Below are 25,802 nucleotides of genomic sequence, written 5' to 3'. Positions count from 1 at the left end.
AATTTTTTGCGACTACTGGACTAAGATTTTTTTCCTTTTATACATATTCTGTGAGAATCAGGATCGTTTTTTCGCTTAAGAACAAGGGTGCTTTTGTCCCCTTCCATCATCAGTTTTTACTGGCACAAACAGTGAAGGGATTGATCGTTGCAGGAAAGGATCCGCTCTATCAGCAGTTCACTCATTTCAATTTCTCAGGTCTCAAAGGACAGACGAAGATCAGTCGTAAAGGACTGCACTTCTATTCATCCCGTGTGACGCTGGTATTCTCCACTTCTGATAAGGGATTTCTGGATTACTTCCTGAAGATATTATTCGAGCACAAAGAGATCATGATCGGAACACTGCAGCTTTCACCGGAGGCAATCGAACATGAAGAGCCGGTAGCAGTATCAGACAGCGTTAAGTTCCTGTGCATCTCACCAATCGTTCTGATGGGTGCAGCATTTAATGATGAATCAGGAAAGCGCTTTATTCCTCCTGAAACGGATGAGTTTTCAGATCTTCTGTATGACTCTACCATTGCGCAGATGCAAAGCTCTGGTAAGTTCACCCCGGAACAGATCACTGGGTTTTATAAGTTCCAGCTTGTTCCCGATAAGGATTACCTGAACAGAATACAGTCTACTCACAAGAAGTTCGCACGTATCTATCCTCTCTATGATTCCGATATCAAGTATGAGGTGAGAGGATACACTTTCCCGTTTACGCTGTTTGCTCCGCCGACTGTTCAGCAGTTTGTGTATGAGCATGGCCTTGGGCAATTCTCACACAAGGGTTTTGGTATGCTTGACATGGCCAATCATAACCCTATCCGCAAGGAAGCAGACCTTGAGTTGGTCTACGCCTGATCATCCTTCAATATCCTATTAGAGATTTACCGTGCGTTAGCGCGCATTAAAAGGAATGGCATAATATCCAACCAGCAGATCTGCGTTTGGCTGAAAAGGTCTGTAGTACACGAAGACCTCGTAGACATTTTCTGTCTGAAAGTAGTTTCCTTCTACCTGGTTTGGATTCTTATCTGAAGAATCTACAAAGTACTGATAGTTGTAGAAGCCCTGCTTCAGGAGCATCCGGCTGGTATAGAAACCATCTTTATACTGCATCCTGTTTTCATCATTCCGGGCCCATCCATTGAATGCACCGATGACGTAGACATTTCCTTTCAGCTGAGGCGACTTCAAACCGAAGTTCACATAGAGATAGTTGCCGCTGATCCAGGGCTCCTGCTGATAGTCTTTGTTATCAGGATCAAAATTTCCATTCATGTCGGGGTATTGGGTGTACGACTGTGATCCACGCGGCATATCAGGGTTTACAAACAGGTCGTAAGGTTTACGGGCCTTATCCAGCTTCATTGTATTCTGTCCCGGATAGAGGAGGGATCTGAAGTCAACGAACCTGAACTCGTTGCCGCCTTCAAAAGTCTTGTCAACATCAAAAAAACGAAACTCCATCTGGCTTTTATCTTCTCTCAGGAAGCTAGGTTTCACATCCACTTTTGCATTGTCCCATCGCTGATTCTGCCGCACCACTACATGAATGCTGCCCATGGGATTGATCACCTCGGTGCGTCCGTAGTTGATGACAAAATTCAAAGGCTGGTTAGTGTTGCGGATATTTCCGAGACCTGAGATCGTCTCATCCTGTGCGAGGTCGAAGCGTGGCTCAAAGATGGATATCCTTCTGGAAAGGATCAGGTCTTTTTTATCTCCATCCCTGTAAATAATCACGACATAATTTCCCGGCAGTTTGACGGGAGGGATGGGCATTCGATAATGAACATAGGGAACATGAGTGTTGAGTGAGAACGCATAGTCGTTGATGATCTGCTCGTTGTAATCCCGCATGAAGTCAAGGTCCATTAACGTTGATTTACTCCAATCGAAGTTGCAATGGATCAACCGTATGTAATAGTTGTTGCGATTTTCCGCGAGGTCGTCAAACTCCAGCATCAGATTTTGCCTGCCGATGGATGCGACTGCGGGAAGGAGATAACTCCCGGGTGTATTGGTGTTTAAATAGCATTGAACAGACTTTATTTGTTGTTCGTAAATTTGGTCCTGAAGAACAAGCTCTTTCTGGCACCAGCCGGAGAAAGGGATCAGAAGAAGTATCAGAAGGGCAAACCGCATCGTTTAAATAACGTTAAAATTCGTTGAATTCGTATTCCAACCAAATGATGAAGAGCTGTGTCTAACCGGTATATCGTCGGAATGATAAGCGATGAAGCACTCATTAAGGGCTGCGTTAAGAATGACAAGGCCTGTCAACAGGCTTTGTATGCGCGCTATTCCCGGAAAATGATGATGATCTGCCAACGTTATACGCGCAACACGGAAGATGCGGAGGATATCCTTCAGGAAGGCTTCGTAAAGTTGTTCACGCATATCAGTTCATTCAAAGGTGACTCCAAACTGGAGACCTGGATGACCAGGATCTTCATCAATTCGGCGCTTAATCATCAAAGACAAAAACTGTACCTCTTTCCAATGGTGGATGTATATGAGACGGATATCTCCCAATCAGAAGATGTAAGTCTCAATGATTTTCATGTGGAGGAATTACTGACGATTGTAAAGTCGCTGCCTGATGGTTGCAGGGTAGTCTTCAATCTTTTTGCCATTGAAGGATATCCTCACAAAGAAATTGCCTCCATGCTGGATATCAGTGAAGGAACTTCCAAGTCGCAATACAACCGCGCAAAGATGTTATTAAGAACACGTTTATCAGAGTATCAAACCAATTATGAAAAACTCGGAAAGACAACCCTTTGAGGAGCAATGGCAGCAGGCCTTCCAGGGCGCCGAAGCAGCGGCTCCTTCTGAAGAGGTGTGGCTTTCCATTGATCAGACCCTGACGCAGGCAGAGAATGCAGGCAATAAGAAGAGAGTGATCTTCTATCAAAGACTTGCTGCTTCATTGCTGATCGTCGCGGCATCGTCAGCATTCATTGCTTACTGGAAATGGGAAGATGCTTCTGAATTACAAACCAAGGTGCCGGCAGTAGAAACACCGGATTCGCAATCACTAAATTCAAAGTCAATTAATTCAAAGTCGCTGAATTCAGAGTCACTGACTTCAAATCCGAAATCATCAGTATCGGATAACGCAATTGCTTCATCAGAGAATGATAATGATCCTGGCTCAGAGAATTCCAGCAATGTCTTAAAGGATGAAAGCAGAAATAAGAGCAACGGCAATTCTAAAAAATCAAAAAGAGTTTCTGCAAGAAGGGGAGGTGTTTTTCCTGTAGCTGAGAATTCAAAAGATGAACAAGCTGTAAAAGATTTTGCTTCTGCGGATAAAGAGGAAGTCAGATCATTGGCGGATTCATCAAATCTAAAAGGAGCTTTGATAGCAGAGCAGACAAAGGTTCTGACACCGGAAGAAGAAAAGGAACTTATTAAAAAACTGAAAGGCGACATTGAAGAAGATCAGCCTGAAGAGAAGAAATCAGTGAAGGCAACGTGGGCGGCACTTAGCTTTGGAGGTGGCAGTTTCTCTTCTTCTAATCTTCAGTATCCTTCATCCTTTGGTGTTCTGGACAATGTTATGGCGCAGGGTCTATCGCCTGCTCCACCGAATCAGAAAGCAGTGGATAAGCCTTCTTCGGGAGTTTCTTATTCTGTTGGGGTGCTCTTTGGAAAACAGCTGGCGAAGCGATGGATCATTCAGACAGGACTGACGTATCGGAAACAGGAATCTGATATGGAGTCGAATATTATTCAGTTTACAGGAACGGAAGCATTAAGTGCGGAATACACCGCTGCTGATAACAGTCTTTACTCTTTTGCGTCACCCTATACGATTCACAGATCAACAGAGTTTATTTCGATACCAGTTCAGATTGGTTATGTTATTGTTGACCGGAAGTTCGGCTGGATGGTGAACACCGGTGCATCCTCCGATCTGTTTATACACACCACACTTTCTGATAAGAGTGGGCAGTATAAAGATAATTCGGAAGGATCCTCTTATCGTCCGGTTTCATGGTCGGGTTTGCTGAACACTGAATTGAGCTTAAAATTAAACGAACACTATCGTTTTGCTTTGGTTCCTGGTGTTCGGTATTCTATAACCAATCCAAATAAAAATGATTCCGGCCCAAATCCTTTGGTCTGGGATATTGGATTGAGGTTCCGTTACATTTTCAAGTAACTATTGACTAAAGGCGGTTACAAATTCTTCCGCAAGAAGATCAATGTCCAAATTGAAATGTTATGCAGGCTTTAAATTCAGCTGTGAAAAAGCGCATCGCACGTTACCTGGACGCTATTTTATTCATCTCCGCTTTACTGCTCGTAAGCTCAATACTTGAAGTGATCAGGATTTAGATTCGAGCTCTTCCATTTCGAGGACAAGCTTCTCCCATTGATTATTTAAGTCATCAATCTGATCAGTGATCTTTTTCAACTGTATCTGGTGCTTGTTCAGATTTTCAAATTTTGAGTACACTTCCGGCTTTGTCAGCTCAAGCTCTACATCGATCTTTTCCTTTTGAAGCTTCTCTATCTTCTCTTCAGCAGCCTTCAACTCCTTTGATAGTTTTTTGAGTGCCTGATCCTGAACAGGAGTGTTCTCATTCTTCTTCATCGCTGGTTTAGGCTTGGAAGGTTCGGCTTTTACAGAAGACGACGCATTGGCCTCATTGGTTTTGCGCCAGTACTCATACTCATCGTACGTGCCTGGATACTCCTTGATCTGATGATTGTCGATATACCAGATCTTATTGGCGATCTGACTGATGAAATAACGATTGTGAGAAACTACCACGAAGGTTCCTGCATATTGATTCAATGCCTGTATGAGGATGTTTTCTGAAATGAAGTCCAGGTGATTGGTAGGCTCATCGAGTAAAAGGAAATTCGCTTCCGAGATCAACGTCTTTGCCAACGCTACCCTGGATTTTTCTCCTCCTGAAAGCACTTTGATCTTTTTGAACTGATCATCATCTGAAAAGAGGAAGCAACCCAGTATTCCTCTCAGCTCTTGTTCTGTCTTACCGCTGCCAGCCTGCTTGAGTTCTTCCAGGATCTCATTCTCTACGTGCAATGCTTCAAGCTGATGCTGTGCGTAAAATCCCTGAATGACATTGAAGCCCAGTGTGCGTTCACCTTCCACAGGCTCTGAGCCGGATACAATCCTGAGTAAAGTAGATTTACCTTTTCCGTTGGCACCGATCAATGCAATTTTATCGCCTCGTTCAATGATGGCATTGGTGTTCTTTAATATCTGAACAGGACCATAAGCCTTCGATACATTTTCAAGCGTCACCACATTCCTGCCGGAAGGCTGCTTGAATTTGAATTTGAAATTGACTGCTGCACTATCATCCACGACTTCTTCAACAAGATCCATTCTGTCCAGTGCCTTCACACGGGACTGAACCTGCTTTGCTTTGCTGGCCTTTGCTTTAAACCGTTCTATGAATCGTTCCGTCTGACGGATCTTTGCCTGTTGATTTTCGAAAGCTCCCTGCTGGATGGTTTCCCTCAGTTCTTTCTCTTTGAGATAGAAGCTGTAGTTCCCTTCATAGGTAACTAATTGCTGCTGCGTAACATCGACAGTCTTCGTTACAACATTATCAATGAACTGACGATCGTGAGAAACGACGATCACGGCTCCATCATAATTTCTGAGATAGTTCTCCACCCACTCAATCGAAGGAAGATCCAGGTGATTGGTAGGCTCATCGAGCATGAGGAGGGAAGGCTTTTCAAGAAGGAGCTGAGCGAGCATCACACGCATGCGCCACCCTCCGGAGAATTCCCGTAAAGGGCGATGCAAGTCGGCGGTATTAAATCCGATTCCTTCCAGCACCTCTTCCGCTTTCGACTGCATGGTGTATCCATCGAGTTGTTCAAACTTTTCCTGGAGCTTGGTGAGCTTATCGACGAGATCTTCTGAGTATTCGGTTTCGAGCTTGTGTAAGATCTTTTCTATCTGACGTTGCGTGTCCACAGCGTCTTTAAATGCCGCCATCGCCACGGTGAGGATGGCGTCGTCACTCTGGAATGAAAGCAGATCCTGGTTCAGGAATCCGATGGTGCACTCTTTGGCTTTGCTGATGCTTCCTTCATCCAGCTTCATTTCGCCCACGATGAGCTTGAGCAAGGTGGACTTTCCACGGCCATTAAGACCGATCAGTCCGATTTTATCGTTGGGCTTGATAAACATCGAAGCATTGAGATAAAGTGGTCTGCCACCGATGTAGTAAGAGATATTTGAAATAGAGATCATGAATTTCCTTGAAAAATGCCACAAAGATACTATTTAAGTGGGCAAAAAAACCGATGGGAGGCATCATTGCTTGAGGTTCTTGCCCTAGCTTTGTAAATGAAATCTATGATGATGAAAACAACCCGGATTATACCATTGATTGCTTTGCTGGCTTTGTGCTGCAACAGCACGCCAAAAGAAAATACAGAAGGAACGGATACACCTGTGACAACAGATCAGGGTGGATCTCCTGCCATTACGGATGCCAGCGCTGCACTCCCTTTAAATACCCTCAAGCTGCCGGAAGGTTTTAAGATTGAAATATATGCTGAGGTTGAGAATGCCCGTTCTATGGTGATGAGCCCTTCCGGAACCTTGTTCATCGGAAACAGGAGTGAAGACAAAGTGTATGCGGTTAAAGATACCGATGGAGATTTCAAGGCTGATAAGAAATGGGTGATTGCATCAGGCTTAAACATGCCGAATGGTGTGGCTTTCAAAGATGGTGATCTGTACGTTGCTGAGGTAAGCAAGATCTCAAAGTTCCCGGGCATCGAATCCAAGCTTGCCAATCCTCCTGCAGCCGTTAATGTTTATGACAAGTTCCCAACGGAGACTCACCATGGATGGAAATACATTGCCTTTGGTCCTGATGGAAAGTTGTATGTGCCAGTAGGCGCACCTTGTAATATCTGCGAATCAAAAGAACCGATCTATGCGAGCATTACAAGAATGAATGCAGATGGTACAGGTCTTGAAGTTTTTGCAAGCGGCGTTCGTAATACAGTTGGATTTACCTGGCACCCGGAAACAAAAGATATCTGGTTCACTGACAACGGCCGTGATATGTTAGGAAATGATATGCCTCCATGTGAATTGAATACAGCACCAAAGGCCGGAATGCATTTTGGATATCCATATTGCCATGGTGGAACGATCAAGGATCCTGAATTCGGTAACAAGCGCCCTTGCAGTGACTTTACCGTGCCCGCACAGAACCTGGGAGCACACGTAGCGCCGCTTGGGTTGAAGTTCTATACTGGATCTATGTTTCCTTCACAGTATAAGAATCAGCTTTTCATTGCTGAGCATGGATCATGGAACCGCGACAAGAAAAGTGGTTATAAGGTAAGCCTTGTTAAAGTTGACAAGGGAGCCGGAACCAGCTATGAGACGTTTGCAAGCGGTTGGATGGATGAAGCAACTCAGAAAGCCTGGGGACGTCCTGTGGATGTATTGCTTTTACCGGATGGATCAATGCTGGTGAGTGATGATCAGGCAGGTGTGATCTACCGCATTTCCTACAAGTCTTAAAAATCGTTAGCGATATCGTCGATCTTTTTGCCCTTATCTACCAACATCATCTTGAGAACAGGATAATAGCGGTAGGTAAGGCGAAGTTCGCTTTTGGAATGATCTTTAAAGGTCAGGCTTAAGCTGTCCGTTTTCCAGTTGTAGGTATCTGTCGGAATAATGTAGACAGGCTTGCCAAAAGATTTTTCAAGTCCTTTCATGAGTCTGGAATCTTTTGCTGTGATCACATCGATCTCGTAGACGAAATCTTTATAGGTTTTGATCTCAACCTTCTTAACCTTCACTTCTCCGATGGACTTATACTCGTTGTTTGAAACGGAGTAGAGCTTTACAGGGAACTCATTCTTTTCCTTTAAGTCTTTCTTAAATGAAGTTACCTTGACGCTATCCAGGTGTGATCCCAACTTGAGATCTTTAAAGCCCTTGCGACGGGCAAGTTCAGCCAGATCCTGACCAAATGCTGAGGTAATAGAAAGTAAGAAAAGTAGGAGGTAGGAGAGTTTCATATTTTGGGTTCGAGGAATTGCACAGGGATAACAACTTTCGTTTTATCCCAGCTCATAATTAATTCAGCTTTATCATTTCTCTGATTGATAGTAATGGTAAAGGCATCATAAACGATATCGGTAATAGGTTGTGTTGGCACATCGAATCTTATAACGTCAGACTTGGTTGTATAATTATAGGATCCCCATAATCCGAGATCCGAATTCAGGATAATGGTCCATGAATTTTCCTTTGGAATGGAGAATACAGAATAGGTACCCGCCTTAAGATCGAGTCCATTGATTTTAAGATCACGGGTAAGAGTGATTTCAGTAGCTTCATTGGCACCGGTTCTCCAGACCTCATTGAAGGGAACCAGCTTTCCGAATATCTCTCTGTTATGTTTCTGCGGCTGGCTGTAAGTGATCTTCAGGTATGTGTCTTTATAGTGAGTAGAGACGACTGCCAAAGGGCTTGGGCGAAGCTTCAGTGCTTCCTGGGCAAAGGAGGAAACCGTTAAGAGAAAGAGTAAAAAGGTGAAAAATTGCTTCATTGTGGAAGTTTCAAAAAACAAAATTAAGAATTTTGTTTCCATTCTTTACTTTGCAGGATGATGCGACCCGCCTTTGATGATATTTATATGGAGCTGGCAGTGAATCTGGCCAAGAGATCACACTGCATCAAGCGGCATGTAGGGGCGGTGCTGACGAAGGATACGCGCATCATTTCTATCGGGTATAATGGCCCACCGTCAGGCACACACAATTGTGATGAGGAGTGGCCCCAGGCTGGTTGTCCCCGTGATTCAAAGGGCGGCTGTTCGCTCGCTATTCACGCCGAGCAGAATGCCATTTTATATGCGGTGAAGAACAGTACTTCTGTTGAGGGTACTACTTTATATGTAACACTATCGCCATGCCTTGCCTGCGCGCGCATCATTTACAGCACCGGAATCAAGAAGGTGATCTATCTGAATTCGTATGCTGAGCATAAAGGACTACCCACCGATGAGGGCGTAGACTTCCTTAATAAGTTTGGAGTAGAATGTATTCAATACAGAGGGACGTTGACCAACGTCACTCACATGAATTAAGCATCAGCTTTCAGAGCTTTCTCAAGATCAGCAACCAGTTTTGCAGTTACTCCCTTTGTCTTTTTCGATAGCTCAGCTTTGAAGATGATCAATGAACGTTCAACCATTTGATAGAGTCCGATAGGATTCTGATCATTCTGGAAGCTTCCAAGGCACCAGTTTATCTCTGATTGAAGTTCGTGCTCGATGTTTAATTCGTTCAGCTTGGTAAGTGATACTTCGCATGCTTTTACGATCAATTCAATAGGAGAGCCGGCTTTTTTAGGTGCTGGTGTCTTTTTAGCAGTCGCTGCAGGAGCTTTTGAAGGTGCTTTGGCCATAATTGTAAGGTTTGAAGATGCAAACTTAGAGATATGTTCACTCCGTAACCAAGGACTTTGATACAATATTTTACGCAACCGTTGGCGAGATTTTGATGAATCGGGCTTTTATGGCTGTTTTCTGTTATTCGGTTAGAGGGAGCTGGTTGATAAAGCAGATGCAGATAATCATCATTGATTCAATCTTGCAAGCAACGAACAGCGGGTATTGAACAACTATTGATTGTAAAAGCAAAGAGGGAGTCAATCCTTGATTGCTCCCTCTTTAGAAGTTAGGTGTTACCCTAATTACTTCTTTTTCTTAGCTGCTTTCTTTTTCTTCTTAGCAGCCTTCTTAGCTTTTTTTGCCATAGCGTTTTAATTTTTAAGTTAATTAATCATTAAACGTATTTCGAAGGTATAATAAAATAGTTATGATCAAAAGGTTTTCGCACTTTTTTTTAAAGTATGAAAAGTTTTGTTAGAGTCAATGACATTGATTTATCATCGATGATGAGATATGTTTATCACTCAAATGATATTCACTTCAGTATGAATCGTGATATCGAATTTTTCTTTCACTGATGATTGAATTTTCATCGCGAGTTGAAAAATTTCTTCGCCTTTTGCATCATCATAGTTCACCAACACCAATGCTTGTTGCGGATGAACGCCCATGTTTCCAAATCTCTTTCCTTTCCATCCGCATTGTTCTATCAACCATCCAGCAGGTATTTTAACTTTTTGATTATCAGCAGGATAGGAGGGTATTGAGGGATACTGCGCCTTCAATGTTTCAAACTGACTGACATCAATGGTTGGATTCTTGAAGAAGCTACCTGCATTACCAATGATCAATGGATCTGGCAACTTGCTTCTTCTGATTTCAATCACCGCATTGCTTACATCCTCTATCGTTGGTTGATCAATATGTTGTTGTTGCAGCACATCTTTGATTGCTCCGTACTGAATGTTGAGTTGATGGTTTTTTCTGCTCAACCTTAAAGTAATACTTGAAATAAAATATTTTTCCTTCAACTCCTGTTTGAAGACACTTTCACGGTAGTTGAAGCGACAATCAGAGTTGCTGAAGACCTTCGGTTGACCGGTTAGTAAGTCTATTGCTTCAACACTTTCGATCACATCTTTTATTTCCACACCATATGCGCCAATGTTTTGAATGGGTGATGCACCCACTGTGCCCGGTATCAATGAAAGGTTTTCAATTCCTCCATAGTTATGCTTGATGCAATGCATCACAAGACTATGCCAGTTCTCACCGGATGCAGCATGGACCAATACGTGGTCATCATCCTGCTCTTCTGCTTTAATTCCCGTAATGGAAGACTTAATGACAAGTCCGTCAAAGTCCTTTGTAAACAGAATATTGCTGCCTCCACCAAGAATCAGATGGCGTTGTTCTTTGTAAACAGGATGTGCAATGACTTCCTGGAGCTGCTCTCTTGTGGTTACTTCCACAAATTTCTTTGCTCTTGCTTCAATACCGAATGTATTGAGATGTTTTAAAGATATATTATCCCTGATGCTGATCATTTCAGTATCTAAGGAATAAAAAAATACTTCAATTAGAAAATCGGATGGATTGGCTCACTTCTTTATGGAGCCACTCAAGGTCTCCTTTGAAAGTTTGAACAGACAAATACGCGGGAAGCGACCTGCTACATAGGTAGTGCCACATACTGCCAATCCTGCGTCTGCTGTTGCAACGATGTTGGTTACTTCAAAAGGATTTGAGAACCCCAGATAATGACTACCGGCAAAAGCTCCGGTGGTCTTATCATAGAAATACAAAGCGATCTGCCTGCTTCGCGTGTTGCTTGCATACACAAGCACTTCCTTGCCGGATATGGTTGTTTTAATGATCCTTACGGGAGCATCCCCAACAAGTTCCGGGAAACTATTCCCACCCAGCTTGTCAATTCCGCTCAACCCTGAAGTATTGATGGTGACATTGGGAAGAATGTAGTTATCACCGAAGTTAAAACGGGCGGCCGCGAAAGTATTTCCTTCCAGTGGCAGCAACTGACTAAACCCACCATTGTCCAGATAGCCGTTTGCTGTACCCATCGGTGTATCACTGTTCAAGTCGGTGAACACGAGGCTGAGGGTATAGTTATAAAATCCGTTATAGAAGTACTTTCCATCACCCGACTTGCCCACCTGGTAGGGAAGCTGCTTGCCAGTTCTCAGGAAATGATTCTTGATCGACTTCTCGACCTCATCGCGTGCTTCAATAACGAAGCCTCTTGACTTTTGAATATTCCCGTTGGGTGTAATGATGGAAACCAGGCTTTTCTTATTAGCGACGTCATAACCCAGCAGCAGAAAATTGCCATTGTCCATCGCGGAAGCACAAGGATACGTGCCTCCGATATTAAGAGTATTCGTGATGGTACCGGAATGATCCACGACCATCAGTTGTGTTTGAAAGTTCTTCATGCAGAAGAAATGGAACAAGCCATTCTGTTCAAGCAGTGGCCCGATCGGCCCGATCATGGATTTATCCAACTCAGTGTCTGAAATGAATTTCCCCCATTCGTCTACCTTCATAAGATAAACGCCAGGCAGATCATCACCTGGATCTACGTCACTGAGTCTTCTTCCTCCTAGGATGAGATAGCCGCCGTCACTGGTCTGGCGAACGTCGATAGGGAAGTAGGATGAATTGAATCTTGTGTTGTCATAGATCCTGACGAATTCTGATTTATCGATAGCAGGATCAGAATCATTTGAGCATGAGAATACAGCGAAGGCAATAAAAAGGAGAGTGAATATTTTCTTCATGCTATTATCGATCTAATGTTTTGAAACCGGTACCTAAAAAGCGCATCGGGAAAAGACAGCCAACGGAAATAACGATGTTGTTGAGCTTCATATCATCCATGGCATCACCAATACCATTGAGGCGGTCGTTGCTGAACCGGTTGGTAGTGTTGGTCACATTGCTCATTCCCATACGGTAAGTAACATCCAGCACTAACCTCACATTACCGAGGTTGTAATCTGCTCCTGCGCCTCCAATAAGTCCCCAGTAGCCTTTGTAGTAGAGATCCGTAGCTCCGACAATGAGCGGTTCGTTGGAGAATGTGTTTGTGCCACCGGATGCAACATCAGTTCCTTCTACGGTAACTGATTTCGTAGCGTTGATTATCGATGAATAGAATACACCTGCTTGAACATACGGCCTGAGTTTGGTCTTCGTGAGATCGTATTTAACGATCAACGGCAGATCGAGGTAATCAACTTTGTTCTCCTGCTTGTAGTTCAAGATGAGATGATAGTTTGGATTGCTGGTGTCTTCCCATTCAAACTGGTTGGAATAGGTAAAGCTTGAATGACGATAGGTTGGCTGAAAGCTGAAAGAGAATCCTTTCATGTAGAAAGTAATTTCCACTGAAGCCTGACTGCCGGCCTTGCCAAAGCCTTCATAAACTTTATCAAGCTGCCCGACAGGATAGTTCGTTGTTCCGGATAAAACACTGTATCGCTGACCCGGTACTGCTTCCGTAAGATTCAGTCCGCCCTTAAGACCAATCCACCATTGCTTCTGGAGGAATTCATCCTGTCTTCTGTTCTTGGTGTCCTGATTCTTGAATTTCTGTTTCCGCTGGCCCTGGGCAAGAAGCTCAGCGGAAATTAACAATGCTATCAACAACGTAGAGGTTCTGATCATATCAGGGAGTGATTACGAGTTTCTTCGATTCTTTTAAAAGTCCGGACTTGATGTGATAAATGTATAATCCGGGTTTAAGGTCGGACAGGTCGGAGGTGATCCAATGTTCTCCGGCATCACGTCCCTCATCCATCAGATTTTTTACAACTCTTCCGGTGTTATCAAGTATTGACAGCGACACCTGGCGTGTTGAGTTGATCCTGAATCCAAAGGATGCAGAATTTTTTGCCGGATTCGGATAACAATCCATGAGTGCAAAGCGATCGCTGATAAACGATTCTGAAACTCCGTTGATAACCTGTGTGGCAAGCGGAAGCGGTTCATAGTTTCCACCACCTTCTTCTCTTGGTCCATTCAGGAAATCCTTGAAGAAGATATCGTTGTTGATCTTTGATTCTTCTACGAGCATCCAGTCTCTAAGCAGATTAGCATATACCTGACGGTAATCGTACTGCATCTCTACATTATCCTTGGTCATATCCGGCACCTTTCCGATAACACCCGGCTGCACACCCTTTCCGAATATAAACATCGGACCACCGGTACCATGATCTGTTCCATAGCTTCCGTTGGAATGAATTCTTCTTCCAAACTCTGAAGTAGTTACTGTAAGCACGCGATCTTCCAATCCTCTGGCACGCAGGTCTTCCTGAAAAGCTTTCATGGCGGAAGTAATGTGATACATCAATGCTGCATGTTGCCCCATGGTAGGATCATATGACTCAACCTGCTCGGCATGTGTATCAAAGCCACCGATTTTTACCAGGAATACTTTTGTCTTTACTCCCTGACCAGCGCCACCGCCGTCGAGTAGTCTGGCCACAAGCTTTAACTGAGGAGTCAGTCCGTTGTGATAGCTTCCTTTTGGTGCATGATAAGGATACGTTTCCGGATACACGACCGATGAAGGAGAGGAGCGTTCATAAACAGCAGCGAGACGATCTGCATAATTTTCTGATTTCTGCTCAAGACCCAGGATCCAGTTAAGTTCTTTTCCGTAAGGTGAATTATCCAGTGCTACGGGAGGCTTTCCGCGTGGATCAATGCCCTGATCCTGGAAGCCTTCCAGTGAATCTACCAATCGAGCAAATGATTCGGGATCATTCAGTGATATGGAAGTTGGAATATTTCCCTGCTGATGAAAGATAAGAGACACATCACTGCCCATTTCGATGGCTAATGGATCCAGCATATCCGGATTTGGAAAATCTGCAGGGTACACTTTCGGTGCAAACTCCTGCTGAAGATACCGGCCTACCCATCCAGATGAAAAGTAATCATCGAAGCTTCCACCCATGAAGGAGATATCACGTCCACGAAAGTGGGAGCCGTTGTTATTTTTATAGGAAACACCCTGAACAATACACATGCGTGCCTGATCATACATGGCTTTCATCGATAACATGTCAGGATGCAATCCAACCTGCGCATCGGACTTTAATGTGCTGTCGAGTTGAATCATTTTGCGCACGCTGTTCTTTGAAGGGATGGCAATGTTTGGCCGAACGCTGTAATACTGCTCATACTTATCCACGGGGATAATAGCATTCATACCATCATTACCACCATGCATCTGCAGAATGACGAGTACGCGGTCATTGGTACTCTGTTGTGCCATCCGTGTGAATGCGTTTTCCGCCAGCGTTCGTATGGGAATTCCACCCAACGTTAACGGTATGGCAGCCATCGATAATTTCTGGAGGAAGCTTCTTCTTTTCATTCTTTATCTCTTTTATCGGGCTTTCAGAACAACTGATATTCAGGTGACTGCATCATGGCATTGAAAAGACTTTCCAATTGACGTGTCACTACTTCGGGATCAACAGGATTATTCCATCGGAACGTCCATGCTCCTTCAGGATCAGCGTCAATTTGTGGTGACTTCAGAAAAGCAGTAAGGAAATAGTTCATTCGTTCTGCAGTAAGACCTGATGAATCATCAAGTGCAGGATTATACGTCAGATTTTCATTGACAGGAAGCAGGTACTTTGCCAGTTCAATGATCAGGTCTTTGGCATTGGAGGCAGTAGCATTGGAGATTTTGATCCTTACAAAATTGACTACATCTATCTTCTGTGCCATCATCGGATTTTCAGATACCAGTTGCCTGATAAAATCATATCGGTTGGTGAGATAGTTGGTAGAGATCCAGCTTCGATGATAGATCGGATACTGGTGATAGGCATCATAACCTGCTACATCGAAGGGTTCGTAGAAGTGCATGCCCATAGACGTAAGATCATTGACCATGCTGCTGGTCTTTTCATACAGTTGACTGGCGGAAGTCTGCGGATCAGGAACACTCTTCTCAAAGAACCTCATGGTTCCGATCATGAGATCAAGGGGTGATTTGATGATGCCGCCGAAATTATCATCGTTGACCCCGGCAGCAGCGTCATAGAAGTGCTGACTTTGAAACAGATCTTCCAGTACGGATTGAATTTTAAATCCGCTGGTGCGGAAAGTATCAGCCATCACTGAAATGATTGCCGTGTCCAGGGCAGGAGTTATGTCATGATAAACATAATGGCGATAGACCCTCCGGCAAATGTTCAACGCAGTTTCAGGCTTTGCATAGATCTGTTCTACCAGCTGACTGATCTCGTCCAATGCGCTGGCTTCTGTTGCATTGCCTCCGTTCAGCAGTGTTGGATTGGGTTGAATAACGGCATTGGCAAAACGATCGCTGAATTGTTTGATGGTATTGTCGTGACCGGAAGCATTGGTGGTGGAGCCTCTTACTTTTCCGCGGGGCAAAAGTGTATCCGGGTCGATGGTTGTAAAGGTTGCATCAATGTCCCAGCCACCCAGAACTTTCGCGGCAGCCTGTACATCCGTTTCGCGGTATAGAAAATAATCACCTGGATCAGTAATGGGAGGAAGCGTTCCTTCCAGTCCGCGACCAATGGTATAGAGTTCATGGAATTCGCGCGCGTAATTTTCGTTTGGACTTCCTTTGACGTTCAGGTTTCCATCCAGAAGTCGAAGCATGGCATTGTCAACACAGATCTTTTTGGAGAGCTCTTTAAAATTGAACCTCGCGCCGGCGGTTCGGTCAAAGGCGAACATTCTGAAAAGCTGATTCTGAAAATAGAGAGATCTGCTGTTGTCAACTTTGGTTTGAATGGTAGTGAAGACTGTATGAAGAAAGAAGACGATCTTTTCCCTTACGGAATAAGGCATTGTTAAGCCCGGAGTTACACCCTGACTAAGCATCTGAGCCAAATACCATCCTTTAAAGAATTCCTGTAGGTCGCTGTCGCCGCTGTTGGCACCTGTCACCCCGGTGGTCATCCATTCAGTTCCGGTTTCGGGATCGATGGGTGGAAGCGGAGTGGGTAACGGAAGTTGAAACAATTGCGATACAGCCTGAGCAGCAGTAAGTCCTGCGAAAGAATCAATCTCATCCTTGTTAGGTCCGAAGGAAGCGCGGCGTAGTAAATGCGCAGCTCGTTTGGGTCCTAAGGTTCCGGCAAAGGGGGGCAGCGGCATAATCTTAAGTCTATTTGGTGCAATTAATCCCAGAAGTTGATGCCTGCAGGTGTATTTTCAGTTGAATCGACATTAACAACGATCTATTGTATGAATTTCTCCACAGTATAAGTTTACCAGAACATTAATCTTTGATTCTTTTTTGAATTCGTTGCTGAAAATATTCACACATAAATTTTGTTTTAATGAGATAACTATCATTTACCTCCAGAGCAGGATGCTGAATTGAAGTTATATTTGGGATACTTAGTAGCTTTAATTATGAAAATCATTGAGTGTCCAAGAGATGCAATGCAGGGAATGGAGAAATTCATTCCTACCTCAGAGAAAGTACGCTATCTCAATCAGTTGATGAAGGTAGGATTCGACACCATCGATGCAGGAAGCTTTGTATCGCCGAAAGCCATTCCGCAGATGAAGGACAGTGCAGAGGTTTTTGAGAAAATAGAATTCGGAAGCAGCAAGTCAAAACTTCTTGCCATTGTTGCCAATGTGAGAGGAGCGGAAGAAGCGAGTCGTCATTCCAATATTACATATTTGGGATTTCCGCTGTCCATATCCGAGACTTTCCAGAAGCGCAATACTAATAAGTCCATAGCGGAAGCACTTGAAACGCTGAACGATATCCAGGAGGTTTGTGTCAAGACCGGAAAGGTGCTGGTGACTTACATCAGCATGGGGTTTGGCAATCCATATAATGACCCTTATGATATTTCAGTGGTAGGAAAGTTTGTGGACATCCTTTCAACACTTGAAATAGAAATTGTTTCACTGGCAGATACCATTGGTGTTTCCAAACCGGATCAGATCAAATACCTGGTGACCAATCTGACTACAGAGTTTCCTTTTATTGAATTCGGAGTACATCTTCACTCCAATCCGGCGACAGCGATTGAAAAGATCCAGGCGGCAGTGGATGCGGGGTGCAAGCGTTTTGATGGAGCGATCAATGGCTTCGGTGGTTGTCCCATGGCAGAGGATGAGTTGGTAGGGAACCTCGCTACGGAGACGATACTTTCCTATCTGGATTCAAAGAACATTCCAACAGGACTGGATCAGAATGAGTTTGTCAAATCAATGCAGATCGCTGCCGGGATATTCTGATCTTCGTTCCTTCTATTTTGCTCTGTAGAGTTTTCCCGGAAGGGAGATGACCATATTCTTGAATTCAAGGGATAGCAAATGGGAGGCAAGCAATCCCTGACCGAGTCCGGTAAGAAAACTTAATTCATCCATAGCAACAGATGTTCTTTTCTGAATCAGGATCGTCAGAACTGCCTGCTCATGTGGTTCAAGCAATGACAGATCCAGGCTTAATTGCTGAGAGGTACTTTCATTTTCTGTATTCCAGTTCATGATGTACTCAAGATCTTTGACGGACATGAACAGGTTTGCTTTATTGATCTTGATCAGCTTATTACATCCTTCGGAAAAGGTGTTTGTCAGGTTTCCAGGAATTGCGAATACATCTTTATTATAGCTATTGGCAATTTCTGCCGTGATCAGCGCGCCACCTTTGGCAGCTGCTTCCACAACGACGAGAGCATCGCACATACCGGCAATGATCCTGTTGCGGGCCGGGAAATTATGTGCGTCAGGCTTGGTGCCAAACGGATTCTCAGTTACAAGTCCACCCTGATTGATCATCTTCTTTGCAGTTTCCCTGTGTGCAGAAGGGTAGATGACGTCAATGCCGCTACCCATTACACCGATCGTAGAGAGGCCATATCGAAGTGCCAGTTTATGCGCGTGAATGTCGATGCCGTAGGCAAGTCCGCTGATGATCAGTGCCTGATGAGGGACGAGGTCTTCAATGATCTTTTCAACTTGTTCCTTTCCGTAGTCTGTTGCCTGACGTGAGCCAACGATGGCAACGGTTTTGAGTGGATTGAGATTGATGTTGCCCTTTACATATAAGAGAGGGGGAGCGTCTTCAATACTTTTGAGTCTGGCGGGGTATGATTTATCTGTGAAGAAAAGTATGCGGGTGTCTTCACGTTCTGCTTTACGAAATTCTTTTTCAGCATTATGACGTGCTTTGCCTTCATGGATAGCGTTGGCGGTGACTTCGCCGATGCCGGGTATTTTTAGAAGCTTTCCTTTTGATTGCCGGAACACCTGCTGAGCGGAACCGCAGTAGCTTATCAATTGCTTTATTAAGAAGTCGCCAACGCCGGGTACTAAATGCAACGCCATAAGAGAGATTCTTTCCTGATCCATGGAGAATGAAATACGGGGAATGAATAACGCAGCGCAATCCGGAAAACATTACAGAATTTAACTGGAGGGCAACAAAAAAGGGTCCGATTTCTCAAACCCTCTTTCGTATTTAGGTATTAGGTAAAGCTATTGGATCTTGTCCCGCACCTCAGTGAGGAACTTTCTGATCTTTCTAAGAGAGTCGATGACCTCCATTTTGTCTTTCACTGCTACAGAATCCTGTTTCAGCATTTCTTTCGCACCATTGAGGGTAAATCCTTTCTCTTTTACAAGGTGATAGATCAAACGTATCTGATCGATATCTTCCTTTGTAAACTGACGATTTCCTTTACGGTTTTTCTTTGGTTGAAGAATGTCGAATTCGGTTTCCCAAAAACGAATCAGCGAAGGGGCTACATTAAACTGCTCGGCAACTTCACCGATAGAGTAATATAATTTTTCTATTTCTTTTTCTCTGTAGGCCATGGGGTCAATTAGCCGTGATTTTTTACAATCACATCATGCAAAGTAGCAATTCTTTTAGCTTCCAAGCAATGAAGTCAAATTTATTTCATCTACAAGATTTCAACATCAATTTGTGGATTTCCTAACCCACCCATCATTGCCTATGGTAATGGTAGATTCAGGAAAATCTTCCTTTGAAAGCTCCTGAATGCGATGGAGTACCCTTTTTTCAGTATCTATCTTCACCTTTTGCCGGGCACTCTGGTCAGTAGAGGTGATATGTGCTTTGTAAAATTCACCTTTTGGATTAGTATACACTTTAATTATCGGCGCCAGTCCATTCACGCCGGTAATGTTCATACCATAGGTACAAAAGTTACCCAAGCTATAAGCGATGAAGCGATTTTTGTAAACTTCCACACCGCGAGTGTGGTGAGGGCCATGTCCTAATACGATATCCGCTCCGGCATCAATCACCTGATGAGCAAATTGATAGACATTTCCGCGGTTTTCTCCATGAAACAATTCCGTCTTGCGAAGCACATGCTGATATTGAGGTCCTTCAGCTCCACCGTGAAATGAAACGATCACGATATCAGTCAATGAATCAAGGTGCGCGACCCATTTCTTTGCATTGGCAATGTCATTCAGCGGCACTGTATTGCTGTTCGGTGCAAAGGCAATGAATCCATACTTTATTCCTCCTCTTTCAAACATTACCCAGGGCTTTTGCAGCTGACCGGCATATTCAATACCCGCATCCGCAAGGGTAGACATACTGCTTTTTCTTCCGAGGTCACCAAAATCGCCTGCGTGATTGTTGGCAATGCTCATTACATCGAAGCCAGCCTTTGTAAGATTCTGAACATACTTCACCGGGGTGCGAAACACATAACATACACTCGGGTCCTTGCAGGTTTTTGCAACACCTCCCTCGTTTAACAATACCCCTTCAAGATTTCCCATGGTGATATCTGCGTTGGCAAGGATGCTTTCAACATCCGCCATCAGTCCGGCGCCGCTATCCGGAGGCAACATGCCAGTTCCATGGTTGCTTCCCATCATGATGTCACCTACACCGATAACCGTTACGGTATCTTTTTTAAGAGCGGTGGAGTCAGCAGGAGCTTGTGCGCTGGAAAGGACAGAGATCAACAAAAAGACAATCGATACTGGAATAAACTTCATAGGTGGAAATGGATAAGCTGCAAAGAAAGGAAAAGAAAAGAAGTGGTGCGGTGAAGAATGAAGGAAGTGAAGAATCTTTTGATGGTAAAGCAAATTCATAACCCATCTTTCCTAACTCATAATTCTTTATTTTTGCCCTTTGATCGCTATTTCAACATGGATTCTGCTACAATACGAAGGAAGTTTCTCGAGTTTTTTGAAAGTAAAGGACACCAGATCGTGCCATCCGCACCGCTGGTGCTTAAGAACGACCCATCTCTTCTTTTCACCAATTCCGGTATGGTGCAGTTCAAGGATTTCTTCCTTGGCAACAGCGTCTCCAAATACAAGAGAATAGCAGACACACAGAAATGTCTTCGCGTAAGCGGAAAGCACAACGACCTGGAAGATGTAGGTCTCGATACCTACCATCATACCATGTTTGAAATGCTTGGTAACTGGTCCTTTGGAGATTACTTCAAGAAGGAGGCTATCTCATGGGCGTGGGAGTTACTCACGGAAGTATACCAGCTTCCTAAAGAGAGATTATATGTAACGGTTTTTGGCGGAGACAAAGGTGATAACCTTCCCGTTGATGAGGAAGCCAAAGAACTCTGGAAGCAGTTTATCGCTGAAGAGAGAATCCTTCATGGCAATAAGAAGGACAACTTCTGGGAAATGGGAGAGGCCGGCCCTTGCGGACCGTGTTCTGAAATACATATTGACCTTCGTTCAGAAGAAGAGGTTAAAAAGACGCCAGGAAAAGAACTGGTAAATAACGATCACCCACAGGTGGTGGAAATATGGAACCTGGTCTTCATTCAGTTTAACAGACTTGCTTCCGGAGCATTGGAATCATTGCCCGACAAGCATGTTGATACCGGTATGGGTTTCGAACGACTGTGCATGGCGATCCAGGCAAAGAAGTCGAACTATGATACCGATGTGTTCAGACCGTTGATGGATTTCATTGCGCTTCACGCAAACGTGAAGTACGGTGCTGATAATAAAACAGATATTGCTATTCGTGTAATGGCCGATCACATTCGTGCCGTGGCTTTTGCTATTTCAGACGGACAACTTCCTTCCAATACTGGAGCGGGTTATGTGATTAGAAGAATTCTGAGAAGAGCTGTGCGCTATGGATATTCTTATCTGAACTTCAAGGAAGCATTCATGTATCGCCTGGTGCCATTACTGGCTTTGCAGTTCAAAGATGTCTTTCAGGAATTACACAAGCAGCAGGATTATGTCAGCAATGTGGTTCATGAAGAAGAAAAATCTTTTCTGAGAACGTTAGAGAAAGGTTTGAAGAGAATAGAATCATTAAAGACGATCAGCGGTGAACAGTCTTTTGAACTTTTCGACACGTTTGGATTCCCGTTTGATCTTACATCCCTCATCGCACGCGAGCGTGGACTTACGATTGATGAAAAGGGATTTCAGTCAGAGATGGAGAAACAGAAATCCCGATCCAAAGCTGCTGCGGTTAAAGAAACCGGAGACTGGGTTCTTGTTGGAGAGGATAGCAAGTCAGAATTTATAGGATATGATCATCTGACGTCAACATCGCGAATTGTTAAGTTCAGAAAGATCAAGCAAAAGAATAAAGAGCTGTTTCAGCTGGTATTGGATAAGACTCCTTTCTATGCCGAAAGCGGCGGTCAGGTAGGGGATACTGGTATCATTGAATCAGCGAATGAGAAAGTATGGATCATTGATACCAAAAAGGAGAATGATCTGATCATTCATTTAACGGAGGCGCTTCCTGACAAGCTGGAGGGTGAGTTCTATGCTTCTGTCAATGAGAGTAAGCGCAGACTTACGATGAGCAATCACTCAGCCACGCACTTACTGCACGCTGCCCTTCGCCAGGTGCTGGGAAAACATGTTGAGCAAAAGGGTTCGCTGGTGAATGAAAAGATCCTACGCTTCGACTTCTCCCATTTTGCCGCGATGACCGATACCGAGATCGCAAAAGTTGAAGCTATCGTCAATGAAAAGATCCGTGAGAACATTCAATTGAATGAAAGGAGAGGTGTGCCGATCGCTGATGCGAAATCGCTAGGCGCGATGGCATTGTTTGGTGAAAAGTATGGCGAGTTTGTAAGGGTCATAACATTTGATCCCAATTTCTCAGTAGAACTTTGTGGAGGAACTCATATTCCTGCTACAGGAAACATTGGAATGTTCAAGATCGTTTCTGAAAGTTCGGTTGCTGCAGGCGTAAGAAGAATCGAAGCAGTCACGGCAGAAGGGGCGCAAGAGTTTGTCAACGGATCGCTGGCAGTGTTGAATGAGGTAAAGACTCTTCTGAAGAACCCCAAGGATCTGTCAGCGTCTATCCAGACACTGATTGAAGAAAAACATAGTCTTGAAAAGAAGCTTGAAGCATTTAATCAGCAACTGGCAAATCAGATAAAGGAAGAGCTTGTAAAGAAAGCCGTGAAATCAAATGGTCATACATTGATCCTTGAAAGAGTTTCGGTTCCCAATGCCGATGCGTTGAAGAACATTGCTTATGGATTGAGGAACCAGTTTGATGACCTTCTCATGGTGCTGGCTGCGGACATTGAAAGCAAGCCCCAGGTAGCGGTGATGATCGGAGAGAAGCTGGAGGCTAGCAAGAAGTTCCACGCCGGCAATATGGTTAAAGAGCTTGCAAAGGAAATCGATGGAGGTGGCGGCGGTCAGCCTTTCTTTGCAACGGCTGGAGGAAAGAATCTGGAAGGACTTAATGCGGTGCTGACGAAAGCCAGGACATTGATTGGATGAGTCATTCAAAATACACCACCATCATCGGTCTGGAAGTGCATGCTCAGCTTTCCACCAAAAGCAAGATTTATAACTCCGATTCGGCGGTGTATGGTCAGGCACCCAATACAAACCTGAGTGTCATTACCCTCGCTCACCCCGGAACATTACCAAAACTCAATAAGCGCGTAGTCGAGTATGCCGCTAAAATGGGCCTGGCATGCCATTCTTCTATCTCCAGGGTTCAGATTTTCGACCGGAAGAACTATTTCTATCCTGATCTTCCTAAAGGATATCAGCTCACACAGGACCGCACACCAATTTGTGTGGGAGGATATATTACCATCAATTCAAAGGATGGTGAGAAGAACATCAGTCTCAACCGGATTCATATTGAGGAAGATGCAGGTAAGTCGATACACCTTGCCAATGAGGCCGATACACTGGTCGATTTTAACCGGTCGGGTGTTCCGTTGATTGAGATCGTAACGAATCCTGAGATAAAAAGCTCAGAGGATGCGTATGCATTGTTAACAGAGATCAGGAAACTGGTGAGATACCTTGAGATCTGTGATGGCAACATGGAGGAAGGATCCCTTCGATGTGATGCCAATGTATCGATCATGCTGAACGATGCAACTGAATTAGGAAAGAAGGTTGAAGTAAAGAATATGAACTCGATCCGGAATGTGCAGCGTGCGATCGATCATGAGGTAGAGCGTCAGATACTTCTGGCGGAAAAAGGAGAGGCGATCATTTCTGAGACCCGGACTTTTGATGCCAACACAGGAAAGACGCATAGCATGCGGACGAAGGAAGAGCTGAATGACTACCGTTATTTCCCGGATCCTGACCTCAGCACTCTGGAGATCTCTGAAAACTGGCTTGATGAAATAGAATCAAGCATGCCGGCATTGCCACGTGAGCTTCATCAGCGATTTGTTACTGAATATAAACTCTCAGACTATGATGCCCAGGTGCTGACAGATACCAAAGAGATAGCATTGTATTTTGAAGAGATATGTCGTCATACTCAGAATCATAAGGCTGCTGCTAACTGGATCATGGGTCCGGTGAAGTCCTATCTGAATGAGCAGAATAAAGAGATGAATTTGTTTCCCTTGAAGGCAGTTCAAATGGCGGAGATGATTGCATTAATTGATGCCGGAAAGGTTAATTTTGCCATTGCCTCGCAGAAGATCTTCCCGGTGCTGTTGACCGCACCCGATAAATCATGTCTGGCTATTGCTCAGGAAATGAATCTGATTCAGGATAGCAATGTGGATTCTATCCTTCCGATCATTGCAGAGGTTATTAAGGAGTTTCCGCTGAAAGTGGAGGAATATAAGAACGGTAAAAAATCAATCGTCACCATGTTTATGGGTGAAGTGATGAAAAGAAGCAAGGGAAAGGCTGACCCTAAAGTGGCCACTCAATTATTGGAAAAAAAACTAAGTGAACAATGAAAAATTATAAGCTCGTATTTATTCTGGCATCTGTGATGCTGCTAGTGATCAACTGTTCTCCAAAGAAAGAAGAGGCTGCCGGAAGCAGAAGTATCACTGTTAAGGGTAAAGTGCAATCTCCGCAATCCGGAATCATTACACTCACTGAGATCCGTCAGGATGATCAGAAACCTAAGGAAGACACGATCAAGTTGAACACTGATAACACCTACGAGAAGACGGTAACAATCGTGGAGCCGGGATATTACAGAATGAATTTCTATGGCAGACAGTTTGTGAATGTCATTCTTGACAGAAGCAATCTTGAAGTCAATGTTGACGGAAATGACTCCAATGGATTCTCAGAAGTAAAGGGTTCGCCCGATATGGATATGATGATGAAGGTTCAGACCATGACGCAGGCGGCACAAACATCTGAGGAAGCTCAGAGAATTCAGGCTGACTTTCAGCTTGCAGTAGGTCAGAATGATGAGAAGAAAATCACGGAGCTTCAGCAGGAATATCAAAAGATACTGGATCATGCCAATCAGCAGCTTGCGGATACCATCAACAATCAGCCGGCATCTCTTGGTTTGATCAACCTGCTTCAATTCAACAATCCATTGGATAAGGACAAGTTCTTTTCAGTGTACACAAATGCTGCTGCCAAGTTCACAGGAGAATGGGAGAAGAATTATTATGGAAAGGGATTTGTGAGCTTTGTGGAGAACATCAAGAGAACGGCAATTGGTCAACCTGCTCCTGAGATCTCTCTTCCGGATCCGGACGGAAAGGTCATTTCACTTTCATCGTTGAAAGGAAAGTTTATCCTGATAGATTTTTGGGCAAAGTGGTGCGGACCCTGCCGTATGGAAAATCCCAACGTTGTGAAAGCTTACAATACCTATAAAGACAAAGGATTTGATATTCTAAGTGTTTCGTTGGACAAGACAAAGGAAGATTGGGTAAAAGCAATCAAGGAAGATGGCCTGGTGTGGAACCACGTTTCTGATCTGAAGTATTTTGAATCGCAGGCAGCAAAAGATTATAACATTACAGCAATACCATTTTCAATTTTGGTGGATCCTAATGGAATCATCATTGCAAAGAACCTTCGCGGTCCCGGCTTGCAAATCAAGTTGATGGAAGTGCTGGATAAGAAGTAATTG

Annotated in this window: 22 protein-coding genes; 9 read left to right on the top strand and 13 right to left on the bottom strand. The window is 44.1% G+C overall.

Annotated features, from left to right (window positions below; translation table 11 throughout):
* Positions 1–50 precede the first annotated feature (50 nt).
* Entirely contained in the window at positions 51–851 is an 801-nt protein-coding gene (locus tag HOP08_01975; protein NOT73667.1) for a CRISPR-associated protein Cas6, read from the top strand.
* Positions 852–887: 36 nt separating this feature from the next.
* Here the strand turns inward: HOP08_01975 and HOP08_01970 are convergent, their stop codons facing one another.
* Complete coding sequence (locus HOP08_01970) at positions 888–2,138, bottom strand: DUF5103 domain-containing protein (GenBank protein ID NOT73666.1); 1,251 nt, start codon at positions 2,136–2,138, stop codon at positions 888–890.
* An 81-nt stretch (positions 2,139–2,219) separates the two neighbouring features.
* Between HOP08_01970 and HOP08_01965 the strand changes: the two genes are divergently transcribed.
* The gene (locus HOP08_01965; GenBank protein NOT73665.1) at positions 2,220–2,780 is read left to right on the top strand and encodes a sigma-70 family RNA polymerase sigma factor; all 561 of its coding nucleotides are present in this window, start codon (positions 2,220–2,222) and stop codon (positions 2,778–2,780) included.
* Complete coding sequence (locus tag HOP08_01960) at positions 2,752–4,164, top strand: PorT family protein (GenBank protein NOT73664.1); 1,413 nt, start codon at positions 2,752–2,754, stop codon at positions 4,162–4,164. Before HOP08_01965 ends, HOP08_01960 begins: the two co-directional genes overlap by 29 nt.
* Before the next feature lie 165 nt (positions 4,165–4,329).
* On the opposite strand, the gene HOP08_01955 is transcribed toward HOP08_01960, so the two are convergent.
* Positions 4,330–6,246 (bottom strand): ABC-F family ATP-binding cassette domain-containing protein, encoded by a 1,917-nt coding sequence (locus HOP08_01955; protein NOT73663.1) that lies wholly within the window; start codon positions 6,244–6,246, stop codon positions 4,330–4,332.
* A 111-nt stretch (positions 6,247–6,357) separates the two neighbouring features.
* Here HOP08_01955 and HOP08_01950 point away from each other — a divergent pair, with 111 nt between their 5' ends.
* Positions 6,358–7,539 carry a sorbosone dehydrogenase family protein gene (locus HOP08_01950; protein NOT73662.1) on the top strand — a complete coding sequence of 394 codons (1,182 nt, stop codon included), beginning with the start codon at positions 6,358–6,360 and terminating at the stop codon, positions 7,537–7,539.
* Here the strand turns inward: HOP08_01950 and HOP08_01945 are convergent.
* Together HOP08_01945 and HOP08_01940 are read right to left on the bottom strand one after the other, a co-directional pair.
* Positions 7,536–8,045, bottom strand: coding sequence for a hypothetical protein (locus tag HOP08_01945; GenBank protein ID NOT73661.1), 510 nt, complete (start codon positions 8,043–8,045; stop codon positions 7,536–7,538). The genes HOP08_01950 and HOP08_01945 overlap by 4 nt on opposite strands.
* The gene (locus tag HOP08_01940; protein ID NOT73660.1) at positions 8,042–8,578 is read right to left on the bottom strand and encodes a DUF2911 domain-containing protein; all 537 of its coding nucleotides are present in this window, start codon (positions 8,576–8,578) and stop codon (positions 8,042–8,044) included. Before HOP08_01940 ends, HOP08_01945 begins: the two co-directional genes overlap by 4 nt.
* A 57-nt stretch (positions 8,579–8,635) precedes the next feature.
* Between HOP08_01940 and HOP08_01935 the strand changes: the two genes are divergently transcribed.
* On the top strand, positions 8,636–9,118 hold the full coding sequence (locus tag HOP08_01935; GenBank protein NOT73659.1) for a dCMP deaminase family protein: 483 nt from the start codon (positions 8,636–8,638) through the stop codon (positions 9,116–9,118).
* Here the strand turns inward: HOP08_01935 and HOP08_01930 are convergent.
* The 6 genes from HOP08_01930 to HOP08_01905 form a co-directional block, all read right to left on the bottom strand.
* Entirely contained in the window at positions 9,115–9,438 is a 324-nt protein-coding gene (locus tag HOP08_01930) for a hypothetical protein (protein ID NOT73658.1), read from the bottom strand. The two genes, HOP08_01935 and HOP08_01930, sit on opposite strands and share 4 nt — an antisense overlap.
* 510 nt (positions 9,439–9,948) lie before the next feature.
* Positions 9,949–10,971 carry a UDP-N-acetylmuramate dehydrogenase gene (murB, locus tag HOP08_01925; GenBank protein ID NOT73657.1) on the bottom strand — a complete coding sequence of 341 codons (1,023 nt, stop codon included), beginning with the start codon at positions 10,969–10,971 and terminating at the stop codon, positions 9,949–9,951.
* A gap of 54 nt (positions 10,972–11,025) precedes the next feature.
* Positions 11,026–12,222, bottom strand: a complete 1,197-nt coding sequence (locus tag HOP08_01920; GenBank protein NOT73656.1) for a hypothetical protein — start codon at positions 12,220–12,222, stop codon at positions 11,026–11,028.
* Positions 12,223–12,226: 4 nt separating this feature from the next.
* Positions 12,227–13,111 carry a PorT family protein gene (locus HOP08_01915; protein NOT73655.1) on the bottom strand — a complete coding sequence of 295 codons (885 nt, stop codon included), beginning with the start codon at positions 13,109–13,111 and terminating at the stop codon, positions 12,227–12,229.
* 1 nt (position 13,112) lies between these two features.
* Complete coding sequence (locus HOP08_01910; GenBank protein NOT73654.1) at positions 13,113–14,831, bottom strand: DUF1501 domain-containing protein; 1,719 nt, start codon at positions 14,829–14,831, stop codon at positions 13,113–13,115.
* A 23-nt stretch (positions 14,832–14,854) separates the two neighbouring features.
* On the bottom strand, positions 14,855–16,603 hold the full coding sequence (locus HOP08_01905; GenBank protein NOT73653.1) for a DUF1800 family protein: 1,749 nt from the start codon (positions 16,601–16,603) through the stop codon (positions 14,855–14,857).
* Between the two features lie 261 nt (positions 16,604–16,864).
* Between HOP08_01905 and HOP08_01900 the strand changes: the two genes are divergently transcribed.
* Positions 16,865–17,707, top strand: coding sequence for a hydroxymethylglutaryl-CoA lyase (locus HOP08_01900; GenBank protein ID NOT73652.1), 843 nt, complete (start codon positions 16,865–16,867; stop codon positions 17,705–17,707).
* A 12-nt stretch (positions 17,708–17,719) separates the two neighbouring features.
* On the opposite strand, the gene dprA is transcribed toward HOP08_01900, so the two are convergent.
* The 3 genes from dprA to HOP08_01885 all read right to left on the bottom strand — a co-directional run bounded on the left by dprA (position 17,720) and on the right by HOP08_01885 (position 20,455).
* Complete coding sequence (gene dprA / locus HOP08_01895) at positions 17,720–18,823, bottom strand: DNA-protecting protein DprA (GenBank protein ID NOT73651.1); 1,104 nt, start codon at positions 18,821–18,823, stop codon at positions 17,720–17,722.
* A gap of 126 nt (positions 18,824–18,949) precedes the next feature.
* Positions 18,950–19,288 (bottom strand): MerR family transcriptional regulator, encoded by a 339-nt coding sequence (locus HOP08_01890; protein ID NOT73650.1) that lies wholly within the window; start codon positions 19,286–19,288, stop codon positions 18,950–18,952.
* Positions 19,289–19,393: 105 nt separating this feature from the next.
* A complete protein-coding gene (locus tag HOP08_01885) occupies positions 19,394–20,455 on the bottom strand; it encodes a CapA family protein (protein NOT73649.1) in 1,062 nt (353 codons plus the stop codon).
* Positions 20,456–20,611: 156 nt separating this feature from the next.
* Here HOP08_01885 and alaS point away from each other — a divergent pair, with 156 nt between their 5' ends.
* From alaS to HOP08_01870, 3 genes are read left to right on the top strand one after another with little or no spacing between them, the layout of a single operon-like run.
* Positions 20,612–23,209, top strand: coding sequence for an alanine--tRNA ligase (alaS, locus tag HOP08_01880; protein NOT73648.1), 2,598 nt, complete (start codon positions 20,612–20,614; stop codon positions 23,207–23,209).
* Positions 23,206–24,654 carry an Asp-tRNA(Asn)/Glu-tRNA(Gln) amidotransferase subunit GatB gene (gene gatB, locus HOP08_01875; GenBank protein NOT73647.1) on the top strand — a complete coding sequence of 483 codons (1,449 nt, stop codon included), beginning with the start codon at positions 23,206–23,208 and terminating at the stop codon, positions 24,652–24,654. The genes alaS and gatB overlap by 4 nt, the downstream gene beginning before the upstream one ends.
* Complete coding sequence (locus tag HOP08_01870) at positions 24,651–25,799, top strand: AhpC/TSA family protein (protein ID NOT73646.1); 1,149 nt, start codon at positions 24,651–24,653, stop codon at positions 25,797–25,799. Before gatB ends, HOP08_01870 begins: the two co-directional genes overlap by 4 nt.
* The last annotated feature ends 3 nt before the right edge of the window (positions 25,800–25,802 follow it).

The organism is Cyclobacteriaceae bacterium (assembly GCA_013141055.1).
Lineage (GTDB): Bacteria > Bacteroidota > Bacteroidia > Cytophagales > Cyclobacteriaceae > ELB16-189.
This window is presented reverse-complemented; position numbering and strand designations above follow the sequence as displayed.

Coding starts and splice junctions, on each gene's coding strand:
- HOP08_01970 (NOT73666.1), bottom strand. CDS start 2,138: ATGCGGTTTGCCCTTCTGATACTTCTTCTGATCCCTTTCTCCGGCTGG.
- HOP08_01965 (NOT73665.1), top strand. CDS start 2,220: ATGATAAGCGATGAAGCACTCATTAAGGGCTGCGTTAAGAATGACAAG.
- HOP08_01960 (NOT73664.1), top strand. CDS start 2,752: ATGAAAAACTCGGAAAGACAACCCTTTGAGGAGCAATGGCAGCAGGCC.
- HOP08_01955 (NOT73663.1), bottom strand. CDS start 6,246: ATGATCTCTATTTCAAATATCTCTTACTACATCGGTGGCAGACCACTT.
- HOP08_01950 (NOT73662.1), top strand. CDS start 6,358: ATGAAAACAACCCGGATTATACCATTGATTGCTTTGCTGGCTTTGTGC.
- HOP08_01945 (NOT73661.1), bottom strand. CDS start 8,045: ATGAAACTCTCCTACCTCCTACTTTTCTTACTTTCTATTACCTCAGCA.
- HOP08_01940 (NOT73660.1), bottom strand. CDS start 8,578: ATGAAGCAATTTTTCACCTTTTTACTCTTTCTCTTAACGGTTTCCTCC.
- HOP08_01935 (NOT73659.1), top strand. CDS start 8,636: ATGATGCGACCCGCCTTTGATGATATTTATATGGAGCTGGCAGTGAAT.
- HOP08_01930 (NOT73658.1), bottom strand. CDS start 9,438: ATGGCCAAAGCACCTTCAAAAGCTCCTGCAGCGACTGCTAAAAAGACA.
- murB (NOT73657.1), bottom strand. CDS start 10,971: ATGATCAGCATCAGGGATAATATATCTTTAAAACATCTCAATACATTC.
- HOP08_01920 (NOT73656.1), bottom strand. CDS start 12,222: ATGAAGAAAATATTCACTCTCCTTTTTATTGCCTTCGCTGTATTCTCA.
- HOP08_01915 (NOT73655.1), bottom strand. CDS start 13,111: ATGATCAGAACCTCTACGTTGTTGATAGCATTGTTAATTTCCGCTGAG.
- HOP08_01910 (NOT73654.1), bottom strand. CDS start 14,831: ATGAAAAGAAGAAGCTTCCTCCAGAAATTATCGATGGCTGCCATACCG.
- HOP08_01905 (NOT73653.1), bottom strand. CDS start 16,603: ATGCCGCTGCCCCCCTTTGCCGGAACCTTAGGACCCAAACGAGCTGCG.
- HOP08_01900 (NOT73652.1), top strand. CDS start 16,865: ATGAAAATCATTGAGTGTCCAAGAGATGCAATGCAGGGAATGGAGAAA.
- dprA (NOT73651.1), bottom strand. CDS start 18,823: ATGGATCAGGAAAGAATCTCTCTTATGGCGTTGCATTTAGTACCCGGC.
- HOP08_01890 (NOT73650.1), bottom strand. CDS start 19,288: ATGGCCTACAGAGAAAAAGAAATAGAAAAATTATATTACTCTATCGGT.
- HOP08_01885 (NOT73649.1), bottom strand. CDS start 20,455: ATGAAGTTTATTCCAGTATCGATTGTCTTTTTGTTGATCTCTGTCCTT.
- alaS (NOT73648.1), top strand. CDS start 20,612: ATGGATTCTGCTACAATACGAAGGAAGTTTCTCGAGTTTTTTGAAAGT.
- gatB (NOT73647.1), top strand. CDS start 23,206: ATGAGTCATTCAAAATACACCACCATCATCGGTCTGGAAGTGCATGCT.
- HOP08_01870 (NOT73646.1), top strand. CDS start 24,651: ATGAAAAATTATAAGCTCGTATTTATTCTGGCATCTGTGATGCTGCTA.